The sequence below is a fragment of the Miniphocaeibacter halophilus genome (genome assembly GCF_016458825.1).
Taxonomy (GTDB): Bacteria; Bacillota; Clostridia; order Tissierellales; family Peptoniphilaceae; genus Miniphocaeibacter; species Miniphocaeibacter halophilus.
The window spans coordinates 433,094-452,484 of the sequence record NZ_CP066744.1; the positions used below are offsets into that span (position 1 = coordinate 433,094).

Annotated in this window: 17 protein-coding genes and 2 pseudogenes; 6 read left to right on the forward strand and 13 right to left on the reverse strand. The window is 28.9% G+C overall.

The window, feature by feature from the left end:
* The first annotated feature begins 170 nt into the window (after positions 1–170).
* From JFY71_RS02075 to JFY71_RS02085, 3 genes are all read left to right on the forward strand, one after another.
* Entirely contained in the window at positions 171–2,132 is a 1,962-nt protein-coding gene (locus JFY71_RS02075) for a fructose-1,6-bisphosphatase (RefSeq protein WP_243661397.1), read from the forward strand.
* Positions 2,133–2,351: 219 nt separating this feature from the next.
* Complete coding sequence (locus tag JFY71_RS02080) at positions 2,352–2,552, forward strand: helix-turn-helix transcriptional regulator (protein WP_243661398.1); 201 nt, start codon at positions 2,352–2,354, stop codon at positions 2,550–2,552.
* A 4-nt stretch (positions 2,553–2,556) separates the two neighbouring features.
* Entirely contained in the window at positions 2,557–2,868 is a 312-nt protein-coding gene (locus tag JFY71_RS02085; RefSeq protein WP_243661399.1) for a hypothetical protein, read from the forward strand.
* 59 nt (positions 2,869–2,927) lie between these two features.
* Here the strand turns inward: JFY71_RS02085 and JFY71_RS02090 are convergent, their stop codons facing one another.
* From JFY71_RS02090 to JFY71_RS02105, 4 genes are read right to left on the reverse strand one after another with little or no spacing between them, the layout of a single operon-like run.
* Positions 2,928–3,866 carry a DUF1177 domain-containing protein gene (locus tag JFY71_RS02090; RefSeq protein ID WP_243661400.1) on the reverse strand — a complete coding sequence of 313 codons (939 nt, stop codon included), beginning with the start codon at positions 3,864–3,866 and terminating at the stop codon, positions 2,928–2,930.
* Positions 3,867–3,868: 2 nt separating this feature from the next.
* Complete coding sequence (locus JFY71_RS02095) at positions 3,869–5,020, reverse strand: M20 family metallopeptidase (RefSeq protein ID WP_243661401.1); 1,152 nt, start codon at positions 5,018–5,020, stop codon at positions 3,869–3,871.
* Positions 5,021–5,033: 13 nt separating this feature from the next.
* Positions 5,034–5,507, reverse strand: a complete 474-nt coding sequence (locus JFY71_RS02100; protein ID WP_243661402.1) for a hypothetical protein — start codon at positions 5,505–5,507, stop codon at positions 5,034–5,036.
* The gene (locus JFY71_RS02105; RefSeq protein WP_243661403.1) at positions 5,507–6,358 is read right to left on the reverse strand and encodes a DUF3100 domain-containing protein; all 852 of its coding nucleotides are present in this window, start codon (positions 6,356–6,358) and stop codon (positions 5,507–5,509) included. Before JFY71_RS02105 ends, JFY71_RS02100 begins: the two co-directional genes overlap by 1 nt.
* Before the next feature lie 163 nt (positions 6,359–6,521).
* On the opposite strand from JFY71_RS02105, the gene JFY71_RS02110 reads away from it, so the two are divergent.
* Positions 6,522–8,126: a PucR family transcriptional regulator gene (locus tag JFY71_RS02110; RefSeq protein WP_243661404.1), complete on the forward strand. Its 1,605-nt coding sequence runs from the start codon at positions 6,522–6,524 to the stop codon at positions 8,124–8,126.
* Between the two features lie 273 nt (positions 8,127–8,399).
* On the opposite strand, the gene JFY71_RS02115 is transcribed toward JFY71_RS02110, so the two are convergent.
* The 8 genes and pseudogenes from JFY71_RS02115 to JFY71_RS11995 all read right to left on the reverse strand — a co-directional run bounded on the left by JFY71_RS02115 (position 8,400) and on the right by JFY71_RS11995 (position 15,381).
* Positions 8,400–9,533 (reverse strand): glycerate kinase, encoded by a 1,134-nt coding sequence (locus tag JFY71_RS02115; protein ID WP_243661405.1) that lies wholly within the window; start codon positions 9,531–9,533, stop codon positions 8,400–8,402.
* A 23-nt stretch (positions 9,534–9,556) separates the two neighbouring features.
* The gene (locus tag JFY71_RS02120; RefSeq protein ID WP_243661406.1) at positions 9,557–10,930 is read right to left on the reverse strand and encodes a GntP family permease; all 1,374 of its coding nucleotides are present in this window, start codon (positions 10,928–10,930) and stop codon (positions 9,557–9,559) included.
* Positions 10,931–11,151: 221 nt separating this feature from the next.
* On the reverse strand, positions 11,152–11,910 hold the full coding sequence (locus tag JFY71_RS02125) for an alpha/beta hydrolase family protein (RefSeq protein ID WP_243661407.1): 759 nt from the start codon (positions 11,908–11,910) through the stop codon (positions 11,152–11,154).
* Entirely contained in the window at positions 11,910–12,395 is a 486-nt protein-coding gene (locus JFY71_RS02130) for a GNAT family N-acetyltransferase (RefSeq protein ID WP_243661408.1), read from the reverse strand. Before JFY71_RS02130 ends, JFY71_RS02125 begins: the two co-directional genes overlap by 1 nt.
* A 94-nt stretch (positions 12,396–12,489) precedes the next feature.
* Complete coding sequence (locus JFY71_RS02135; RefSeq protein ID WP_243661409.1) at positions 12,490–13,809, reverse strand: hypothetical protein; 1,320 nt, start codon at positions 13,807–13,809, stop codon at positions 12,490–12,492.
* Positions 13,809–14,357 carry a sigma-70 family RNA polymerase sigma factor gene (locus JFY71_RS02140; RefSeq protein WP_243661410.1) on the reverse strand — a complete coding sequence of 183 codons (549 nt, stop codon included), beginning with the start codon at positions 14,355–14,357 and terminating at the stop codon, positions 13,809–13,811. The genes JFY71_RS02135 and JFY71_RS02140 overlap by 1 nt, the downstream gene beginning before the upstream one ends.
* A gap of 276 nt (positions 14,358–14,633) precedes the next feature.
* Positions 14,634–15,011: pseudogene (locus tag JFY71_RS11990) on the reverse strand (aminotransferase class IV); the annotation flags it as partial.
* A gap of 25 nt (positions 15,012–15,036) precedes the next feature.
* Positions 15,037–15,381: an aminotransferase class IV gene (locus JFY71_RS11995; protein ID WP_263457745.1), complete on the reverse strand. Its 345-nt coding sequence runs from the start codon at positions 15,379–15,381 to the stop codon at positions 15,037–15,039.
* An 86-nt stretch (positions 15,382–15,467) separates the two neighbouring features.
* Here JFY71_RS11995 and JFY71_RS02150 point away from each other — a divergent pair.
* Positions 15,468–15,958, forward strand: a pseudogene (locus JFY71_RS02150) (anthranilate synthase component II); the annotation flags it as partial.
* Complete coding sequence (gene pabB, locus JFY71_RS02155) at positions 15,959–17,395, forward strand: aminodeoxychorismate synthase component I (protein WP_243662119.1); 1,437 nt, start codon at positions 15,959–15,961, stop codon at positions 17,393–17,395.
* Positions 17,396–17,438: 43 nt separating this feature from the next.
* Here pabB and asnB read toward each other — a convergent pair whose 3' ends face one another.
* Positions 17,439–19,289, reverse strand: a complete 1,851-nt coding sequence (gene asnB, locus JFY71_RS02160) for an asparagine synthase (glutamine-hydrolyzing) (RefSeq protein WP_243661411.1) — start codon at positions 19,287–19,289, stop codon at positions 17,439–17,441.
* Positions 19,290–19,391 lie beyond the last annotated feature (102 nt).

A 19,391-nucleotide genomic window follows, 5' to 3' on the forward strand; every position in this document is an offset into this window, starting at 1 on the left:
TAAACATTTAATCATTCTTGAATATTTATACACCATTTCCTAGTATTTCTTTATTATTTTGAATTAATATTTACATTTTATTTATTTTGTATATTTTCTTACAATTTATAGTATTAAAATTCTTTATATTGACTATTTTATAGTATTATATATATAAGGAGGCATATTTAATGGATGATTTAAAATACCTAAAATTGTTGTCGAAGGAATTTAATACAATAGAAAAAACTATTAGTGAAATTGTTAAACTAAAAGCTATTTCCGTTTTACCAAAAGGGACTGAATATTTTTTAAGTGATTTACATGGTGAATATACTTCATTTATAAGAATATTAAGATCTGCTTCCGGAAATACAAGACAAAAAATTTCCCAGGAATTTAAATATGAAATGACAGAAGATCAAATGAATGAACTTTCAAATTTAATTTATGAACCATCTAATTTCCTAACCTTAATGACTAAATCCGGTGACTTTACAGATAGCTGGGTTAGGAAAACCATTTTCAACCTTATTAAATTGTTAAAAGTAGTTACTTCTAAATATTCTAGAAGAAAGGTAAGAAACAAAATACCTGAAGCATACAGGGATTTAATTGATGAAATGCTTCATATTGACTATGTTGAAATAAATAAACAGGATTATTTTGATACTTTAATTGATACAATAATCGAAATAAATGCATCTAAAGAAATAATAACAACATTATGTCATTTAATTCAAAATGTTTCAGTGGATTGTTTGCATATTGTTGGTGATATTTTCGATAGAGGTCCTAGACCGGATATTATAATGGATGTATTAATGGATCATCACGACATTGACATACAGTGGGGTAACCACGATATAATTTGGATGGGAGCTGCCCTTGGAAACAGAGCCTTAGTAGCAAACGTTGTAAGAATAGCCTTAGGTTACAATAATTTTGATTCTCTTGAAGATGGCTATGGGATAAACTTAAGACCATTATATTCTTTTGCAATGGATGTTTATAAAGATGACCCTTGCGATAGATTTATGCCTAGAATAGTTGATGAAAATAAATATTACAGTGTTAATAAATATGCTACTGCAAAAATGCATAAAGCAATTTCAATTATACAGTTTAAATTAGCCTGTCAAATTTTAAAAAGAAATCCTCAATATAACATGGACCATAGAATTACCTTAGAAAATATAGACTTTGACAAAAATGTTTATATTCCAGAAGATGGAAAAGAATATCCTTTACTTGATACTAATTTCCCTACAATAGATAGAGACAATCCTATTGAATTAACCGATAGAGAACATGAGGTTATTGAAAGTTTAAATACTTCCTTTAGACATAGCGAAAAAATGCAAACCCATTTAAAATTCTTGTTCGATAAAGGTAGTGTTTACAAGGTTACTAATTCAAATTTGCTCTTCCATGGATGTATACCTATGAACGAAGATGGTAGTTTCAAAACCCTTGTTTATGACGGTGTTGAATACTCCGGAAAATCCCTAATGGATTTCTTCGATGAAAAAGCTAGAGAGACAGCTTACCTACCAAGATCTTTGAATTCAAAAGAAAGGCAAAAGGTTTTAGACTTATTTTGGTACATGTGGTGTGGACCAATATCTCCCTTATTTGGTAAACATAAAATGTCCACCTTTGAAAATTTCTTCATAGGTAGAGATTTACCTATTAGTAAGGAAGTTTCAGATCCATATTTTAAACTTAGTAAAAAAGAAGAGTTTGTCGATAAGATTTTCGAGGAATTTAACTTAAATCCTAAGACCTCCCATGTAATAAATGGTCATATTCCTGTAAAATTAAAAGATGGTCAACAACCTATTTCGGCAAATGGAAAAATGTATGTGATTGATGGTGGAATTTCAAAAGCATACCAACCTAAAACCGGTATTGCCGGCTACACGTTAATGTTTAACTCCCACTACCTAGCCTTGGCTGAGCATAGTAACTATGAAGTAATGGAATCCGTTCATGGTGCCTATACACCAAAGCTTCATATAACTGAACGCTTCCCTGAAAGATTATTGGTGAAGGATACCGATGAGGGTAAGGAAATAGAAAAACGTATTAAAGAATTAACCGATTTATTTGAAGCTTATAAACAAGGTATAATAAAAGAAAGAACAAAATAACTTTACAAATCTAATAGATATTATAAAAATAATAAGACCAGAATCTATTAAAGTAATTAAATAAAAATATGCACTAAAATCAAGTAGCAATCTATTACCATCTATAAAAAACTTATAGTGGAATTAGATTGCTACAATTTAATGTTAAAAGGGAACAAGCTTAGGTCGATAAAATATTAAAATAGTTATACAATTAAGTTAAATACATTAGGGGAATAAATGGAAATCAAAAATATTTTAAAAGATAGAAGAAAAAAATTAAATTTAACACAGGAACAAGTTGCTGAAAAAATATTTGTTTCAAAAAAATCAGTTTCTAATTGGGAGACAGGAAGAACTACTCCTGATATAGATAGTTTAATTAGAATAGCAAAATTATATGATTTATCCTTAGATAATTTATTACTTGAGGGGGGATGAGGTAGTGAAAAATATTAAAGAACAATCTGAATTAAAAACTATGAAAAAACAATCTATTCCACCTTTAATTACAAATATATGTCTTTTGATTTTAATATTAAGTCAAAAAATAATAGGTACCTTTCATATAGCCGTTAATATTATATTATTGGTAAGTATAATTTCAAATTCTTTCCCTATAATATTTTTTAGAATAAGAACTAGAAAACTAAATGGAGAACCTATAAATATCAATACTACTATATTAAAAATAGTAGTGATAATAATATTAAGTGTTGTTATTATTCTATATATGCCTATATTTTTTCAAAAATAAACATATAGGCATATATAAAATAAAAATCGTAATTAGACTATCTAATTACGATTTTTATTTTATATGGTCTGTAATTTTTTTAAACTACCATATTTGTTTTTCAATTTTTCAAACTCTTCTTCATCATATAAATTACATTTATTATTGCCGAAGGCTTTAGACACTTCAACTAAATATTTTGCTGTCGTTTCTATATCCATAATATGAGAAGAGCCAGTCATACAACCTGGTACTATGGTTTCTGTTGTTATTGCTATTCCTACTGTTGGTAAATCTGTTACAACCGAAGGTTGCAATATACTGTTAATATGATATATGTCATTTCCATAAGGTGTTATATCTTGAGTAGTTATTGGCAAAACACCCGGGAGCTCACCAGTTACCCATTCCATAATATCTAGTAAATCCTCACTTACTCTTAAAATATATCCTTCTTTTACTGTCGGTGTAATAGCAAATCCTTTTTTATTATAAATCCTATTTCCTTTTGTTGTGTCTACTGATAAAACTCCATCTATTTTTACCCTTGAATTAACTAATTCCTCCTCATTTATTTGAGATATGTTTACAGGAGATCCCATAAAATCAACTGGTTCATGAGGCACAGTAGGAGCATGAGTACATATATGAGTCGATATATATATATCTCCATTTAAATGATCTCCTTTGGATTTCATAGATAATATTTTAGCAGCTGTTGCTAATACAGCTAGGGCACCATCTCCATCTGAAACAAAACCTATTACATTGGGTCTTGCTCCTATACCACCTAGTCTCCCCAGTATTGCTAAGGTTTTAGCATTTCCACCATTTCTTTTACCATTTATGCCAGGAATTAATATTTTAATCATATTGGTGAATCCATTTTCTCCCATTAAGACATAAGTCTCAATTTCAAAATCCTCATAGATGTTTTTAAAATAATCCACTATTTCTTCCATATTTATTTTAGAACTATCTAATTTATCATACAATTCAATTAAATGTTTTAAAGGCATATTTAATTCTCCTTAGCTTCAAGTAATAACTCTAAACCTGTCATACTTAATACTTTGACTGCTTGTTTTAAAGTTCGTTCTCCATGCTCATCGCCAGAAGCTATTTCGAATTCCTTAGTATGAGTTCCTGTATTTTCTCTTAATCTTATATAAAATTGTATCGCTGGAATTTCATGGGTTACATTAGCCATGTCAGTTGACCCAATTCCTTGACTTAAATCTCTTTCAATATAATCTTCTTCAAATAATTCCATATTATTTCTAACTAGGTTTACAAGTTTATTATTATTTCTAATATCTTTTAATATATTCCCTTGAACTTCTATTTCTACTTTAGTACCAGTTCCTAAAGCTGAACCTTCTGCACAATTTTTCAGCATATTCATAATCTCTAATAGATACTCATAATTTAATGCTCTAATATTAAAGAGTGCTGACGCTTTTTCTGTTATAACATTATGCGCTGTCCCTCCTTCAAGAATTATTCCATGTACTCTTGAATAGTCTTTTAAATGTATTCTCTGACTATCCACCATATTGAACATTTGAATTACTCCGGTTAAAGCATTTTTTCCCTTCCACGGAAACGCTGCTGCATGGGAAGGAACACCTGTAAAAGTATATTTTATATTTGCAGATGCAAAAGATATATCATCAGGCATGGAATCCTCTGCCGGATGCATTATTAAAGCAGCATCTAAACCTTTAAAAACACCATGATCCAGCATAATAACTTTTCCACCGGCACCTTCTTCCGCTGGTGTACCTATTACTCTAATTGTTCCCGGAATATCATATTTCTCCATTAATTCCTTAACAATTACCCCTGCTCCAGTAGAAGTTGTACCTATGATGTTATGTCCACAAGCATGACCTATATCTTTTAATGCGTCATATTCTGCTAGAAAAGCTATATTCGTTCCTTTTTCACCATTATTATAGACAGCCTCAAAAGATGTTTCAATTCCTCCAATACCTCTTCTAACATCAAATCCATTTTCTTCCAAATAATCAGACAATATTTTTTGTGCCTTGTATTCTGTAAATTCAATTTCCGGATTATCATGTATATAATGACTAATTTTTTCAAGTTGTTCTTGTTTCTCTGAATATAATATTTCTACTTCTTTTTTTATTTTATCTTTACTTATCATATAATCCTCCTAATTAATTTGTTAAACCTTGCATTGATAGTACAATATTTGAAATTAATGCTGAGCCAAAATAAGTTGATGCCATTACAACAAATGAAATTAACACTATTTTCCAACTTAATTTCTTAAGCACATCTAACTGATCACCTACTGAAATTCCTGCAAATCCTAATAATGGTAAAACCACTAAAGAAAAAATATAAGGCTTCATTGTATTAACTACAAAGCTTTGCACAGGTGATACAGGTAAAGTCAAGAAAAAAGCTACCAGAGTTGCCCAAGCAAAACCTGGCAAATTCGGTTTTTTAACAAAATTCTTTATAGTTACCGCTAAAATTACCATAGCAAAAGATAGTAAGGTAGCCTTTATTAAATCTATTGTTGAAAAATCTTTACTTCCAAATAAAATATGTAAAGTAAAAACTACGATATATATGAAAATAATAATTTTCAATTGTTCTAATATTTCATCTATAGTTTTTTTCATTATGATTTCCCTCCAATCTCTTTGTTCTTGCCAATTTTCAACTTAGACAATTTCTTATAATAGAAATTAGCCAGAGGTAAAGCTATAAATATCTCTGAATATATACCTGTTACTGCTGTTAACAGTCCACTTGTTGCTGAGTATGCCAGTATTTGTTCATGCAATACCGGAACTGTACTATTTATTAATGAAGTTGTAGCTGCTCCCATCATAGAGGCACTACCCATACCTGATGCCATAGCTAAAGCAAATGGGTGAAAACCAATAGCTAATCCAATTGGAGCTAATATTGAATAAAATATAGTACCAAAAACACTTCCACTTATGTAAACGCCTAATGTTCCCATTCCTTCCGGAGATTCTAATCCATACTTATCGCCTATAATTCCTAAAGCAGTATCCCTACATAGTGAAAATGTAGCCCCTACTGAAGATCTTCCTAATCCCATCATCATCGCTAATGGTAAAGCTATAAACATTGTCATAAGATTTCCGAATTCCTGTAACAATAATGCTGGTCCTGCTCTAAATACTACCCCGATTTGTGGTCCTGCGCTAATTCCAAACATAATTCCCAATGGATAAAGTGTTAATGACAATAAATGTGGGGAAATTTTTATTTCCTTTTCTCCAATAAATTCCTTTAATTTTGGAATTACCCTTCCTAATAAGTCTGGAGATAGTAAGATAGCAAAAACAATGGCCCATATTAATGTACCTATTTGGATATCGATTTCCTTGATTTTAAATTTTAAGGGTCCAATAAATTCCGCTATAATACAAACTACTAGGGTTGCAATAACCGCATTTCTAACTCCAGAGTTCTTCTTTGTCCTTGAATTTTCCTTCATGATAACCTCCTTAGTCTTAATTTATTCCAGTATATCAATTTTGAAATATATTTACTATTGACGAATTAACCTAATTATCTGCCATTAATTTGTGCAAATTGCACAACATATTTTTGACATTAATATGCTAAAATAGTAAAATTTCTTATAGATGAGGTGATTTATGCTTATTACAATAAAAGATATTCTTTTAATGAAAGAATTTAGTAGATGTAAATTAATAAGTGGAGAAAGTGGTATAAATAATATAGTGAAATCCATTAATTCTATGGAAATACCCGATATAACAGATTGGCTTTCTGAAGGTGAATTACTTATTACAACAGGATATTCAATAAAGGATAGTCCTAAAAAAATGGAAGATTTAATTGTAAACTTATCTAAAATGAAATGTGCAGGATTAGCTATAAAAACTAGATTTATTAAAAAAATAAATAATAATGTATTAACTTTATCTAATACTTTAAAAATACCTATAATTCATATCCCAGATGATATAAGTTTTTCAGATTTATCAACTCCAATAATGAAGAAAATTGTAGAAATGGATAATTTGCAAAATAAAATATCTATAGATATGTATAATAGGTTTATTAATATTGGAATAGAAAATTTAGGTATTGAAGGAATTTCCACATTAATTTCAAATATTATTAATTCTGATGTCTTAATATTAGATAAAGATTTTAGAACTTATGTTGACAATGATAAAAACAAAAAAATTATTCCTTATTTAAAAAGTTCATTAAATTTATTAAATGAAGATGGATTTACTTATTTAGCCGAGATCGATCTCGATGTATTAATAAAGAGAGTTATTGTTAAGAAAAAAATAATTGCATATATTATAGTTTTAAATTTAGTGTCTAAAGATTATACCAATACTATAGATATTGTATTAGAACAGGCTACAAAGCTTCTTTCACTAGAAATATTAAAGCTAGAATCTGTTAGTAAAAATATATTCGATTTAGATAATATTTTTTTAACTGAAATTTTAGAAAATAATTTTAATTCAAATGAACAAATAGAAGTAAAAGCTGAGTCTTTAAATTGGCCAAATTTACCATATACTATTATCCTTTTACATTCAAAAAAATTCAATAATTTATTTGCCAATAAAGACAATTCTGAAATTGTTGTTTTTAAAAAAGACATTTATAGTATTATAAATGCAGAGTTCTATAAAAATGATCCTAAAATTAAAATAACATCTTTAAACAATGATTTCTACATCATAATTAATTCTAATAATTTTGATAAAAAACTTATAGAACAGTCTATAAACAATACAATAAATGAAGTAAACAATTACTGTAACATAAAACCTCTCTGTATTATTGGAGATAGTATAGATAAGTTAGATAAAATCCCCAATAAAATACATGATTTAGAATTAGCATTATCTATTTATTTTTTAAAAAAGGATAAAGCAGTTTTCATCTATGAAAAAGATACTATTATTGAACAGTTCTTTTTGAAAAATAAAGACAACTACTATTTAAAACAATTCATAGAAAACACCATTGGAAATATTATAGACAATAAATCCAAAGATTCCTTGGATTTATTTAAAACTCTATATGAATATTTAAAAACTGGTTGTAATACTTTAAGAGCCTCAAAAAATTTATACATACATAGAAATACCCTTACTTATAGGCTTAAAAAAATCGAGAAAATACTTGAATGTGATTTAAACTCCTTTGAAGATAGGTACAAAATAACTATTGCATTTAAAATTAATGAAATAATCAAATATTACTAAAAATAATCTTCCAATTTTAAAATTGGATAATATTTAGGCTATGTTAAAAGAGTGAGTTTTATATTTAATAGAACTCACTCTTTTTAATAGTTATTTATTGGCTATTTGTCAAATGGTGTTAGTATTCAATAAAATAATAAATTATTTTTGTTTCAGGCAAGCTATATAGCTGCCTGATAATTTTCTATATACTTCATTAAACTTTTAATTTTATTTTAAACTTTTGGTGTACTTAATTTTACAATCTATCATAATATAAAATAAATATATTCTTTATAAGTTTATTTTATAAACTCTTATTATCTGCCTTGTAATATCTTTCAAATTTTTACTAGCAAAATCTCCTTCCATAGCCTTTTCCAAACTTACCGGGCAGGGAGTTATACTAAAATATGCATCTATTCCCTCTTCGTTTATTTTTTCAACATCTTTTCCCAAAGCACCACTCATGGCTATAACAGGAACTTTATATTTGTTGGCAATTTTTGCAACTCCACTAGGAGCTTTCCCCATCATAGTCTGATAGTCTAGTTGACCTTCTCCGGTAATGACTAAATTTGCATTTTTAATATCATCTTCAAGTTTTAAAAACTCAGTAATAATATCTACTCCCCTTAAGAGATTTCCACCTAAAAATGTTTTAAAAGCATAGCCTAAGCCACCAGCTGCTCCTACTCCATTACAATCTTCATAGGATTTCCCATATTTTTCTTTAACTATTTCAGAAAATCCCCTAGCCCATTTGTCTAATTTTTCTATATCTTCCTTTCCTGCTCCTTTTTGGGGACCATAAACACTTGCCGCTCCATTAGGTCCAAAAAGTGGATTGTCTACATCACAGGCAATTTCAAAATTAGCTTCCTTTATTCTTTTATCGACTTTAGAATCATCTATACTTGTAATATTCTTTAAATCCTTGCCCTTTATACCAACCTTATTTCCATTTTCATCTAAAAATTCATAGCCTAGACTCGTTAACATTCCTAAGCCAATATCATTAGTAGCTGAACCACCTATACCAATTATAAATTCCCTATAGCCTTTATTTAAAGCATCTTTTATTATTTCACCAAGTCCAAAAGTAGTGGTATTCATTGGATTTCTTTTTTCTTTTTCAACTAAGGTTAAACCTGATGAAGTAGCCATTTCAATTATAGCCTTTTCTCCTACTACACCATATTTTGCTAAAATTTTTTCTCCAATAGGACCTGTAACTTCTACTTCTATAAATTTACCATTAAGTCCTGTTACTAAGGCCGAAACAGTTCCTTCTCCTCCATCGGCTAAAGGTTTTACAATAACTTCTGCTTCTTTAATCTCTTCTAATATTCCCTGTCTTATTATTTCTCCCGCTTCTATTGATTCCAAAGAACCTTTAAAGGAGTCGACTGAAACTACAATTTTCAAAGTAGCACCTCCTCAAACTCAATCTAACCTAAAAATATATTTAAAATAAATACTGTAGCCATTCCTGCAAGTCCCATAATCAATGTCATTGGAGTTTGAGTTTTATATCCATCTTCAGCTTTTAAACCTCCCATATTTGTAACTACCCAAAAATATGAATCATTGGCATGAGATACTGTCATTGCCCCTGCCCCTATAGCTAATACCACTAGTACCGCTGTCATTGGATTGGTTAAGCCTAATGCTGTCATCATAGAATCTGGTGACATATAAGAACCCATAATGGCAGAAGTTGTAGTTAAAGCTACAGTTGACGAACCTTGAGCAGTTTTTAGTATTGCTGAAATAACAAATGGAAAGAAAATACCTACTTTGCTAAGTACTGTTGCATTTGCTTCTATGTATTCTACAAAACCTGCAGAGCTTATAACTTTCCCTAAAACTCCCCCTGCCGCTGTTATAAACAAAATAGGTCCAACAACTTTTAATGTGTCCTCTGTAATCCTATTGAATTTATCCATATTCCTAGTAGTTAAAAGAAGTAATACTGAAAATAAAACCCCTGCTGTTAAAGCGATTACCGGATTACCTAAAAATATTAAAAAATTGACTATTGCTCCTTCCATTCCTACCATTTGTACAATTGACGCTACTGCCATTAAAATAATTGGAACTATTATTGGAGCTAAGGATAAGAATCCATTTGGTAGCTCATGTTCTTTCATTATTTTTTTATAATCATCAAAAATTTCAGAATCTGAAATCTCATCTGAGGATTTAATTGTAGGTCCTACTTTTTTCGCAAAAAAATAAGCTAAAATAAGTCCTGGTATAGAAACTATTATCCCCATTAGTATTACTGTTAGAAGATTATTTTCAACACCTATATTACCTGCTGCAGCAATTGGACCCGGAGTTGGTGGAACGTAGACATGTGTTGCATACAATCCGGCAGATAAGGCTATTGTCATAGATACAGATGATGTTTTAGTTTTTCTTGCCATTGCTTTTCTAATAGGATTTAAAATAACAAAACCACTATCACAAAATACCGGAATCGAGACTATCCACCCCATAATCATAATAGCTAAAGTAGGTCTTTTCTCCCCTACTAAATTAATAACCATATCCGCTAGTTTAACAGCTCCACCAGTAGCCTCTAGAATTGATCCTATTAATGCTCCAAGTATTATTACAATACCAATACTTGCAAAAGCACCTGAAAAACCTTCTCCAATAACTTTTGGTATTTCAGTTATTGGAATTCCTACGATGATTGCCATAATTAAAGATACACCCATTATAGATAGAAAAGGATGAATATTTAATTTTGTTATAGCTAAAATCATTACAATTATTGCAGCTATAAGTACTAATAACAATGTTACTCCTGACATAATTTACCCCCTTTTATTTTTTATTTCTTTTCACTTATATACCCTGTAAATCTAATGATAAATAAGATTTTCAAAATAATTTTTCCCCTATAAATTACTTGATATTATTCAAGAAAAAACACCTTAATTGATTTTTATTTTACAATAAACTTCAATTAAGGTGTTTTTATTCATATACAATTTACCCTTCCTGTTTTCGATAAAGTTAAGAAGAACTAACTTTATTCCTGTTCAATAAAATTACAAATTTTCTTAATAATATATTGGCGTATATCATAATTTACAAAACTATGGTCTATGCCTTCAAGTTCGTAGTATTCAACTACTCCTGGAAAGTTTCTTTCAGTTTTTATACAGGTTTCTTTAGTAACTGCAGTATCCTCACTTCCTCTAAATATTAAAACATCTCCCTTATATAAGGCTGCTTTTTCATAGGGCTTATATTTTTCCATATCGAGCATAAACTCCTTTTTGATCTTCAAGCCTAAATATTCAATTTCCTCCATGTTTTCTCCATAATTCCTATATAGTTCAACAACAGAATTATACATATCGTTTGCCGGCGCTAATAATATAATTTTCTTAGGCTTATATTCATATGCTTTTAATGTTGTAATAAGTCCACCCATACTATGACCAATAATAAATATATTATCTGTATCTACATTTTCGCAATTTTCAACATAATCCATTATACAATCCATGTCCTTAATTTCCGATGTTAATGTCATATTTTCAAACTCCCCATCTGATTCTCCACTGCCGGTAAAGTCAAACCTAAAGGTAGCGTACCCTTTAGATGTAAAGTATTTAGACATTCTTACATAGAAAAAAGCATTGCCCATTTTATTTCCCGTATGGCCATGAACAATGATTATTGTTGGTAGTTTTTTCACTCCATCATATTTGTCCGGTAAATTTTCTACTCCCCTAATTGTTAGATTATTTTTATTTTTTAATTCAATATTTTTATATTGCATTAGTCCTCCTTTTCTGCTACTTCTTTTAAACTTTCTCCAGCTAGACGATAAATAGTCCATTCGTCCATTGGAACTGCTCCCATTTTTTTATAAAACTCTATTGCTGATTTATTCCAATCTAAGCAAACCCATTCCATTCTTCCACAATTTCTTTCTACTGCAATTTTTGCTAGTTCTTTAAAAATAATTTTTCCATAGCCATTACTTCTATATTCCGGTTTTATATAGATATCCTCTAGATAAATTCCTGACCTACCAACAAAGGTAGAAAAATTATAGAAGAATAGACAAAAGCCTATTGGCTTATTATCTTCTTCAGCTATTAAAACCTCTACTCTTTTTTTATTAAATATATGGTCTTCTAATAGTTCTTCTGTTGCAACAACTTCATCTAGCATTTTTTCATAAACAGCTAAATCTTTTATAAGTTCAAATATTATCGGCGTATCTTCTCTTGAAGCTTGCCTTAAATTAAATTCTTTCATTATACCTCCAAATTAACCTTATAGAGTATTATAAGGTATTTTCAATTTAAATAAAATAAAAGCAGAGATTTCTCTCTGCTTTATAGGGGGTGTATTATTTTAATTTAATTGTAAATTCTCCAATATCTCTTATTTCTACTAAACCTGTCCTATTATATACTTTTTCACCATTTTCATTTTCTGTTATTTCTAAACCTCGCTCATCGAAAACTGCCACGATTTTAAGCTCTTTAGCATTTAATAAATCTTCTAATGAAGCTTCTCCTGTAAATTTATCTCCTAAATAGTCTAGATTTACATTTAATTTCCCCTTGTAAAAATCTTCTTTAGCTGAATCTTTAAACAATTCTTTAAAGCTTATAACCTGAGATATGTTTTCCGGGTTCTTTGTATTGTCATAATAATCATACTCTATTGTGCCCTTTGTATCATCGGCTAAATCAGCATGTCCAGTAATCCCAAATTGTTTTCCTTCATCTGTCACTCCAAATAATGTAACTTCACTTTCTGATTGAGTCATTGTTTCTTTATTGTCGCCTTTGTAATTTAATTCTATTGTTTGAGAAAATTCATTTAGCTTAACATCTTTAACCTCGAAATCAATTCCGGTTTTTTCATCTTTAAAATTTTTACCCTCAACAATTTCATATTTTCTATTTAAATGTGCCATGTCTTTAAAGCTATTGCTTATATCAAATACAACATCTTCTTGTAATGGTGTTTGCTCTCCATCAAATTCAAAGCTTAAACCTGATAATTTAAATTCAATTTTTGAACCTTCTTTTATTTCGTCTATGCCCGAAATATCTATATCCATTTGAAAAATATTGTTTTCTTTATCTATTAATTCTTGCCTAAAACTAGCTGAATCCCAAGAATTTTCTTTACCATCTACTAAAAGAGAAAAAGTAAAATCTTCATCTACAGTCATCGGTTCACCATTTTCTGTAAAGTGCTCCTTCTCGTTATTTGATGGAGCAAGTCTTGCATTTTCATAGTCTATATCTTTTTTATACTCCAATAATAATCTGAAGAACCCTTTATTTCCATCTCTAACAGCATATCTAAGTTCAATATTATAATCATCGAATTCTTTAACAATTCCGGTTTTTTCAACTAAGCTAGTTAAATCTTCCTTTCCATAACTACCTGTATTAAATACTACATTATATTTTTCAAAAATAAACTCTTTTGCTGCCGCATAAACCTCTTGTCCCATGGTAGTTTGTCCAAATACCACTAAGGCAAAGGCTGCAGCTACAGACACCCCCATAACTTTTTTCCAAATAGTTTTTTTCTTCTTTGTTTTTATATTATTTTTAATTTTTTGTTTTTCCAAATCATTTAAATTCTTCTTTTCATATTTATCTAAGTCAACTTTTGTTTCATTTGCTAAATCATATATATCTTTCATTATTTAGCCTCCTTAGCTCCTAAAGCCTTTTTTATTTTTTTCTTTCCCCTTGATACCCTGTTGTAAATATTGCTTGGAGAAATATTATCTTCTAAAGATATTTCTTCAACAGTTTTTTCTTCATAAAACAATTTCCGAAATAGAATCTTATCCCTTTCCTTTAGAGGTGCTATTAACTCCTCTAATTCCTCATCTACTCCATTTTCTATAATTTCTTTATAGTCATCTTCTTCACTTGTAAGGTTAGTAATACCATCAATATTTTCTTCATTTAATTCCTTATAATACTTTCTTAAATAGTCTATTGCCCTATATTTTGATATTGATGCTATCCAATTTTTAAGTGATGCTTTTTCCGGATTATATTTTTCAATATTATTCCAAACACCTAGAAAAATATCATTTATACATTCTTCTTGTAAATTTTCAAAATAAAATAGATGTTTAGACACTACGGTTTTTACAATCCAGCCATATTTATCTATTAATGATTCTAACGCCTTCTCATTTCCCTTTTTTATTTCTTTAACAAGCTTGTCATCTTTCATTTTTTACCTCCTGTATGCTAAAATACATACCATTCTACCTATATATACGTAATATTATTTTTATTTCTATCATTTAGGAAAAAAATCATTTCCTATTATTTAATATAAGTTTCTGTAGCTACAGTGCCTTTCACCAATATATACGAAGATATTTTATTCTTTCTATCATTTTAAATTTTATTTATTTTCTACTATATACTAAATTTAAACTCCTTCATAGATATATATGGGGGTATTTTTCGATTCTATTAAAAAAGAACAAGAAAATTCTTGTTCTTAAAAAACTCTTTCTTCAAATTGTTTTATTTTTAAAAACCCCATTAGTGAATTTGTTAAGTAGATTCCTGTACAGGTTTTGTAAAACTCTCTGCTAATGGATTTTTCTACAACTTTTTTACCATTCTTATTTATTTTTTCTATAATTTTTTCTCTCATTATTCCCGGTAATATACCGTCTGAAATTTTAGGTGTATAGAAATATCCATCTTTTTCAAAAAATATATTGGTATAGGATCCCTCTGTTACATATCCCTTACTATTTAGGAAAATACATTCATCATATCCTTCTTTTTTAACTTCTAGTAGATTAATTTTATTTGTTAGATAGTTAGATGTTTTCATATAAATTAATCTATTATTTTCATTTCTTCTATCTCTGGCGTATTTTACTTTAAAGTTTTTAAAATTTTTTTAAATTTTTATATCTATTTTCCTTAAACTCCACTATGAAAATATCATCTAATGGACTGTAGATGATTTTTACTGTATATAATTTACCGGATAATTTATTAATCTTATATAAGTTTTCAACTATTTCTTCTACTTCTAAAATATTAAACTTCTTATTTTTTAACATTCCTATGGAATTTTCTAATCTATTTAAATGTTCTTTTAAATATTGGCATTTCCCATTTTCATATTTAATAGTTTCAAAAAAACTTATTCCATAATTAAAGGCTTCCGTATTAGTATTTACAAAGCTTTTACTTTCTTCTATGTATTCATTATTTTTAAAGATTATCATTTAATCACCATTATTAATATATCATACATATTAACAAATATTCTTTTATGCTATAGTTTAATTAGTTTATTACAGGAGGAGGTTATATGAAAACCCTTATTATAGATAATTACGATTCATATACATACAATTTATTTCAGTTGGTTTGGTCTGTATCTAATGTTGAACCTATTGTTGTAAAGAATAACGAAATAACCTATGAGGAAATTTTAAAGCTAGACTTTGATAATGTTATTATATCCCCTGGTCCAGGTAGTCCCGATAAGTCGAAGGATTTTGGTGTTTGTAAGGATATTATTTTAAATTTAAACAAACCAATCCTTGGAGTTTGTTTAGGTCACCAAGGTATAGGATACTATTTCGGCTCATCTGTTGTAAATGCAAAAAATGTATGCATGGTAGAACTTCACTTGTTAGTCATAAAGGGGAAGGCATTTTCAAAGATATTCCCTCACCTTTTAAAGTAATGCGTTACCATTCTCTAGTTGTTGAAAATATTTCTAAAGATTTAAATGTTACAGCCACTAGCGATAATGTTATTATGGGATTAGAACATAGAACAAGACCGATTTACGGCGTGCAGTTTCATCCCGAATCCGTAGCAACGGAATACGGATATAAAATAATAGAAAATTTTAATGAAATCACTAAAAAACAATCTCCCTATGTAAAGTATAAAAAATATAAATCGAATATTGATGACCTAACTTTATTTGATACTCTACATAGCCTAGATAAAAATATTATATGGTTGGATTCCAGTAAAATTGTAAAAGATGATTCCAGATACTCTATTTTTGCACTATCGTCTAAAAGAGGTCATATTTTAAAATATTATAGTAAAGATAGAAGAATAGAAATTTCAGGCAATATTAATAAAACCATTAACCAATCTATTTTTGACTATATGGATGACTTTTTAGAAAAAAATAAAAATGATTTAAATTTACCTTTTTCTCTTGGTTATGTTGGTTACTTAGGATATGAATTAAAGGGAGAAACTTTAGGTTCTTATAATCATAACTCCAATCATCCTGATGCAATGTTTAAATTTGCAGATAGGGTAGTTATTAAGGACCACTTAACAAAGGAATTAACCTTAGTTTATTATTCTGATGATGAATTTGTTTTAGATAATTTTATAAAAAAGAATATTGATTTTAAAAACGAAAATTTACCTTCATATTATTTAGAAGTTGAGAAAAAGGACTATATTAACGATATTAAAAAATGCTTAAAATACATAAAAGAAGGTGAGTCCTATGAAATCTGCCTAACAAATAGGCTTATTATTGAAGAAAGTCTTGAAGCCATTGATTACTACAAATGTCTAAGGGCTGTTTCTCCTTCCCAATATGGTGCCTTACTTTTATTTGATGATTTTCAAATATGTTCATCATCAATGGAAAGATTTTTAAAAATCAATTCTAAAAACATTGTAGAAACAAAACCTATTAAAGGTACATTGCCTAGAGGAAAAAACAAGGAAGAAGATGAAAAATTAGTTCAAATGTTGAAAAATGATGAGAGATTTCATTCTGAAAATTTAATGATAGTCGACCTTTTACGTAACGACCTTGGCATAATATGTAAAAAACACTCTGTTAAGGTAACAAAACTTCTTGATGTTGAAACTTACAAAACCCTACATCAATTAGTTTCAACAGTAGAAGGTGAACTGTTGGACAATAGTACTATTATGGACTGTATTAAAGCAACATTTCCCGGAGGCTCTATGACAGGAGCACCTAAAAAAAGAACCTTGGAAATCATAGATAGATTGGAAAAATCAAGTCGTGGTATTTATAGTGGTGCCATTGGTTATTTTTCTTTAAACAAAAATGTTGATTTAAGTATAGTAATTAGAACCTCAGTAATTGAAAAAGATAAAACTACCATAGGAGTTGGTGGAGCTATTATAGATTTAAGTAACCCTTTAGAAGAATACGATGAAATTCTTTTAAAAGCTTCCGGCTCCCTTAATGCTTTAAAAATGTATTATAGTAAGAAATAAAAAAATCCTTTTTGAGAAAAATTATCTCAAAAAGGATTTTTATTTATCTTTTTACAAAATATTCTTTATACCATATTAAAAATACATATGGTGTCCATAGAAGCCTTTGATTTAAGGCTTTTTTCTCATAGTGTTCATCTAGTAATTTAACTAATTCATCGGTATTAAAAAACTTCTTTGCTATATCTGAGGTAAATTCCTCTTTAAAAATATTATAATATTTTTCTTCCCTTAACCAATACCTAATTGGAACAGGAAAACCAACTTTTTTTCTATTTGCCCATTCATCAGGCAAGGATTTTTCAGAAGCTTTTCTTAAGGCGTATTTAAACTTATCGCCGTTAACCCTAAACTCCTCGGGAATAGTTGCTGCAACTTCCATTACTTTAGGGTCTAGGAAAGGAGTTCTTACTTCTATACTATGAGCCGAACTCATTTTATCGCCTTTTAAAAGAATATCTCCCGGCATCCAATATTCCATATCCATTAATTGTTTTTTAGTTAATTCCGATTCATTTGGAATTGTTGAGTAAAACTCCTTAGCTATATCATAAGGATTTCTACCTTTTCTATATTCCGGTTTTAGCAATTTGTCCGCATGTTCAGGCTCATATATCTTTGCCTCTCCTATAAACTCTTCATGAAGATAGCTTCCACCTCTATCAAATAATTTAGTAAGTCTTGTACGCTTCATATTTTTAGTAATGTTTTTCAAAAATCTTCTTAAGCCAAATGGTAGCTTTTTATATTTTTTTAGGTTTTCCGTTTCACCATAAGGAAAATATCCACCAAATAATTCATCGGCACCTTCTCCAGATAAGACCGCAGTTACATGTTCACCTGCCATTTGAGAAAGAAAATATAGTGGTATTGCAGAAAGGTTTGAATGAGGCTCGTCCATTAAATACTGTATTTTAGGAAGATTTCCAATACAATCCTCTGCTCCAATTAATTTAACATGATGTTTTGCTCCAATAATATCTGAAAGTTCCTTAGCTAAATGAGTTTCGTTATAATCACCTTCATAGTCCTTAAAGCCAACGCTAAAGGTCTTTTCCGGTTTACTTAAACAGGCAATATAGGACGAGTCAATTCCTCCTGAAAGAAAAGAGCCCCATTTTACATCTGTTTCCTTGTATAAATCTACAGTTTCTTCCATTACTTTTCTAATATCTTCAACATATTCATCTAAAGATTTATTAGTTGGCTTAAATTCAGGTTTCCAATATCTTGTAATATCCATCTTGCCATTTTTAATTTTCATATAATGGCCTTGTTTTAACTTATAAACCCCTTTAAAAAAAGTTTCTTCCAAAGCTGAATACTGAAAAGTTAAATATGGTTTTAAAGCATCTTTATTAAATTCCTTTATAAAATTAGGATTTTTAAGAAAGGCTTTAATTTCTGAACCAAATAATAAGCTTCCATCTTTTGTATTCATTGTATAGTACAAGGGTTTAATACCAAAAAAATCCCTTGCCATAAACAACTCTTGATTTTTCATATCCCATACAACAAAAACAAACATTCCTCTTAATTTATTTAATACTTTTTCTCCCCATTTATCGTAAGCTTTTAAAAGTACTTCAGAGTCTGTGTTAGAAATAAATTCATATCCATCTTTTATTAATTCTTCTCTTATTTCCTTATAATTATAAATCTCTCCATTGAAAACCATTACTTTTGTTTTGTCCTCTGTATAAAAAGGTTGGTCACCACAAGAAGATAAATCAACCATACTTAAACGTCTAAAACCAAAAGCAACTGAATTATCAAAAAAGTATCCGTCGCTGTTAGGCCCTCTATGAATGATTTCATCAGCCATTTCTTTTAAAATTGGCTTGTAATTTTCATCTATTTTATTAGGGTTAAATACACCTACAAATCCACACATATTATCCTCCAAATATTGAATTCGTTTGTTATTATATCACAAAAATATATTTTTTAAGAGATTTCTTATTACAATATCATAACAAGTTTAAATTAGTAAATA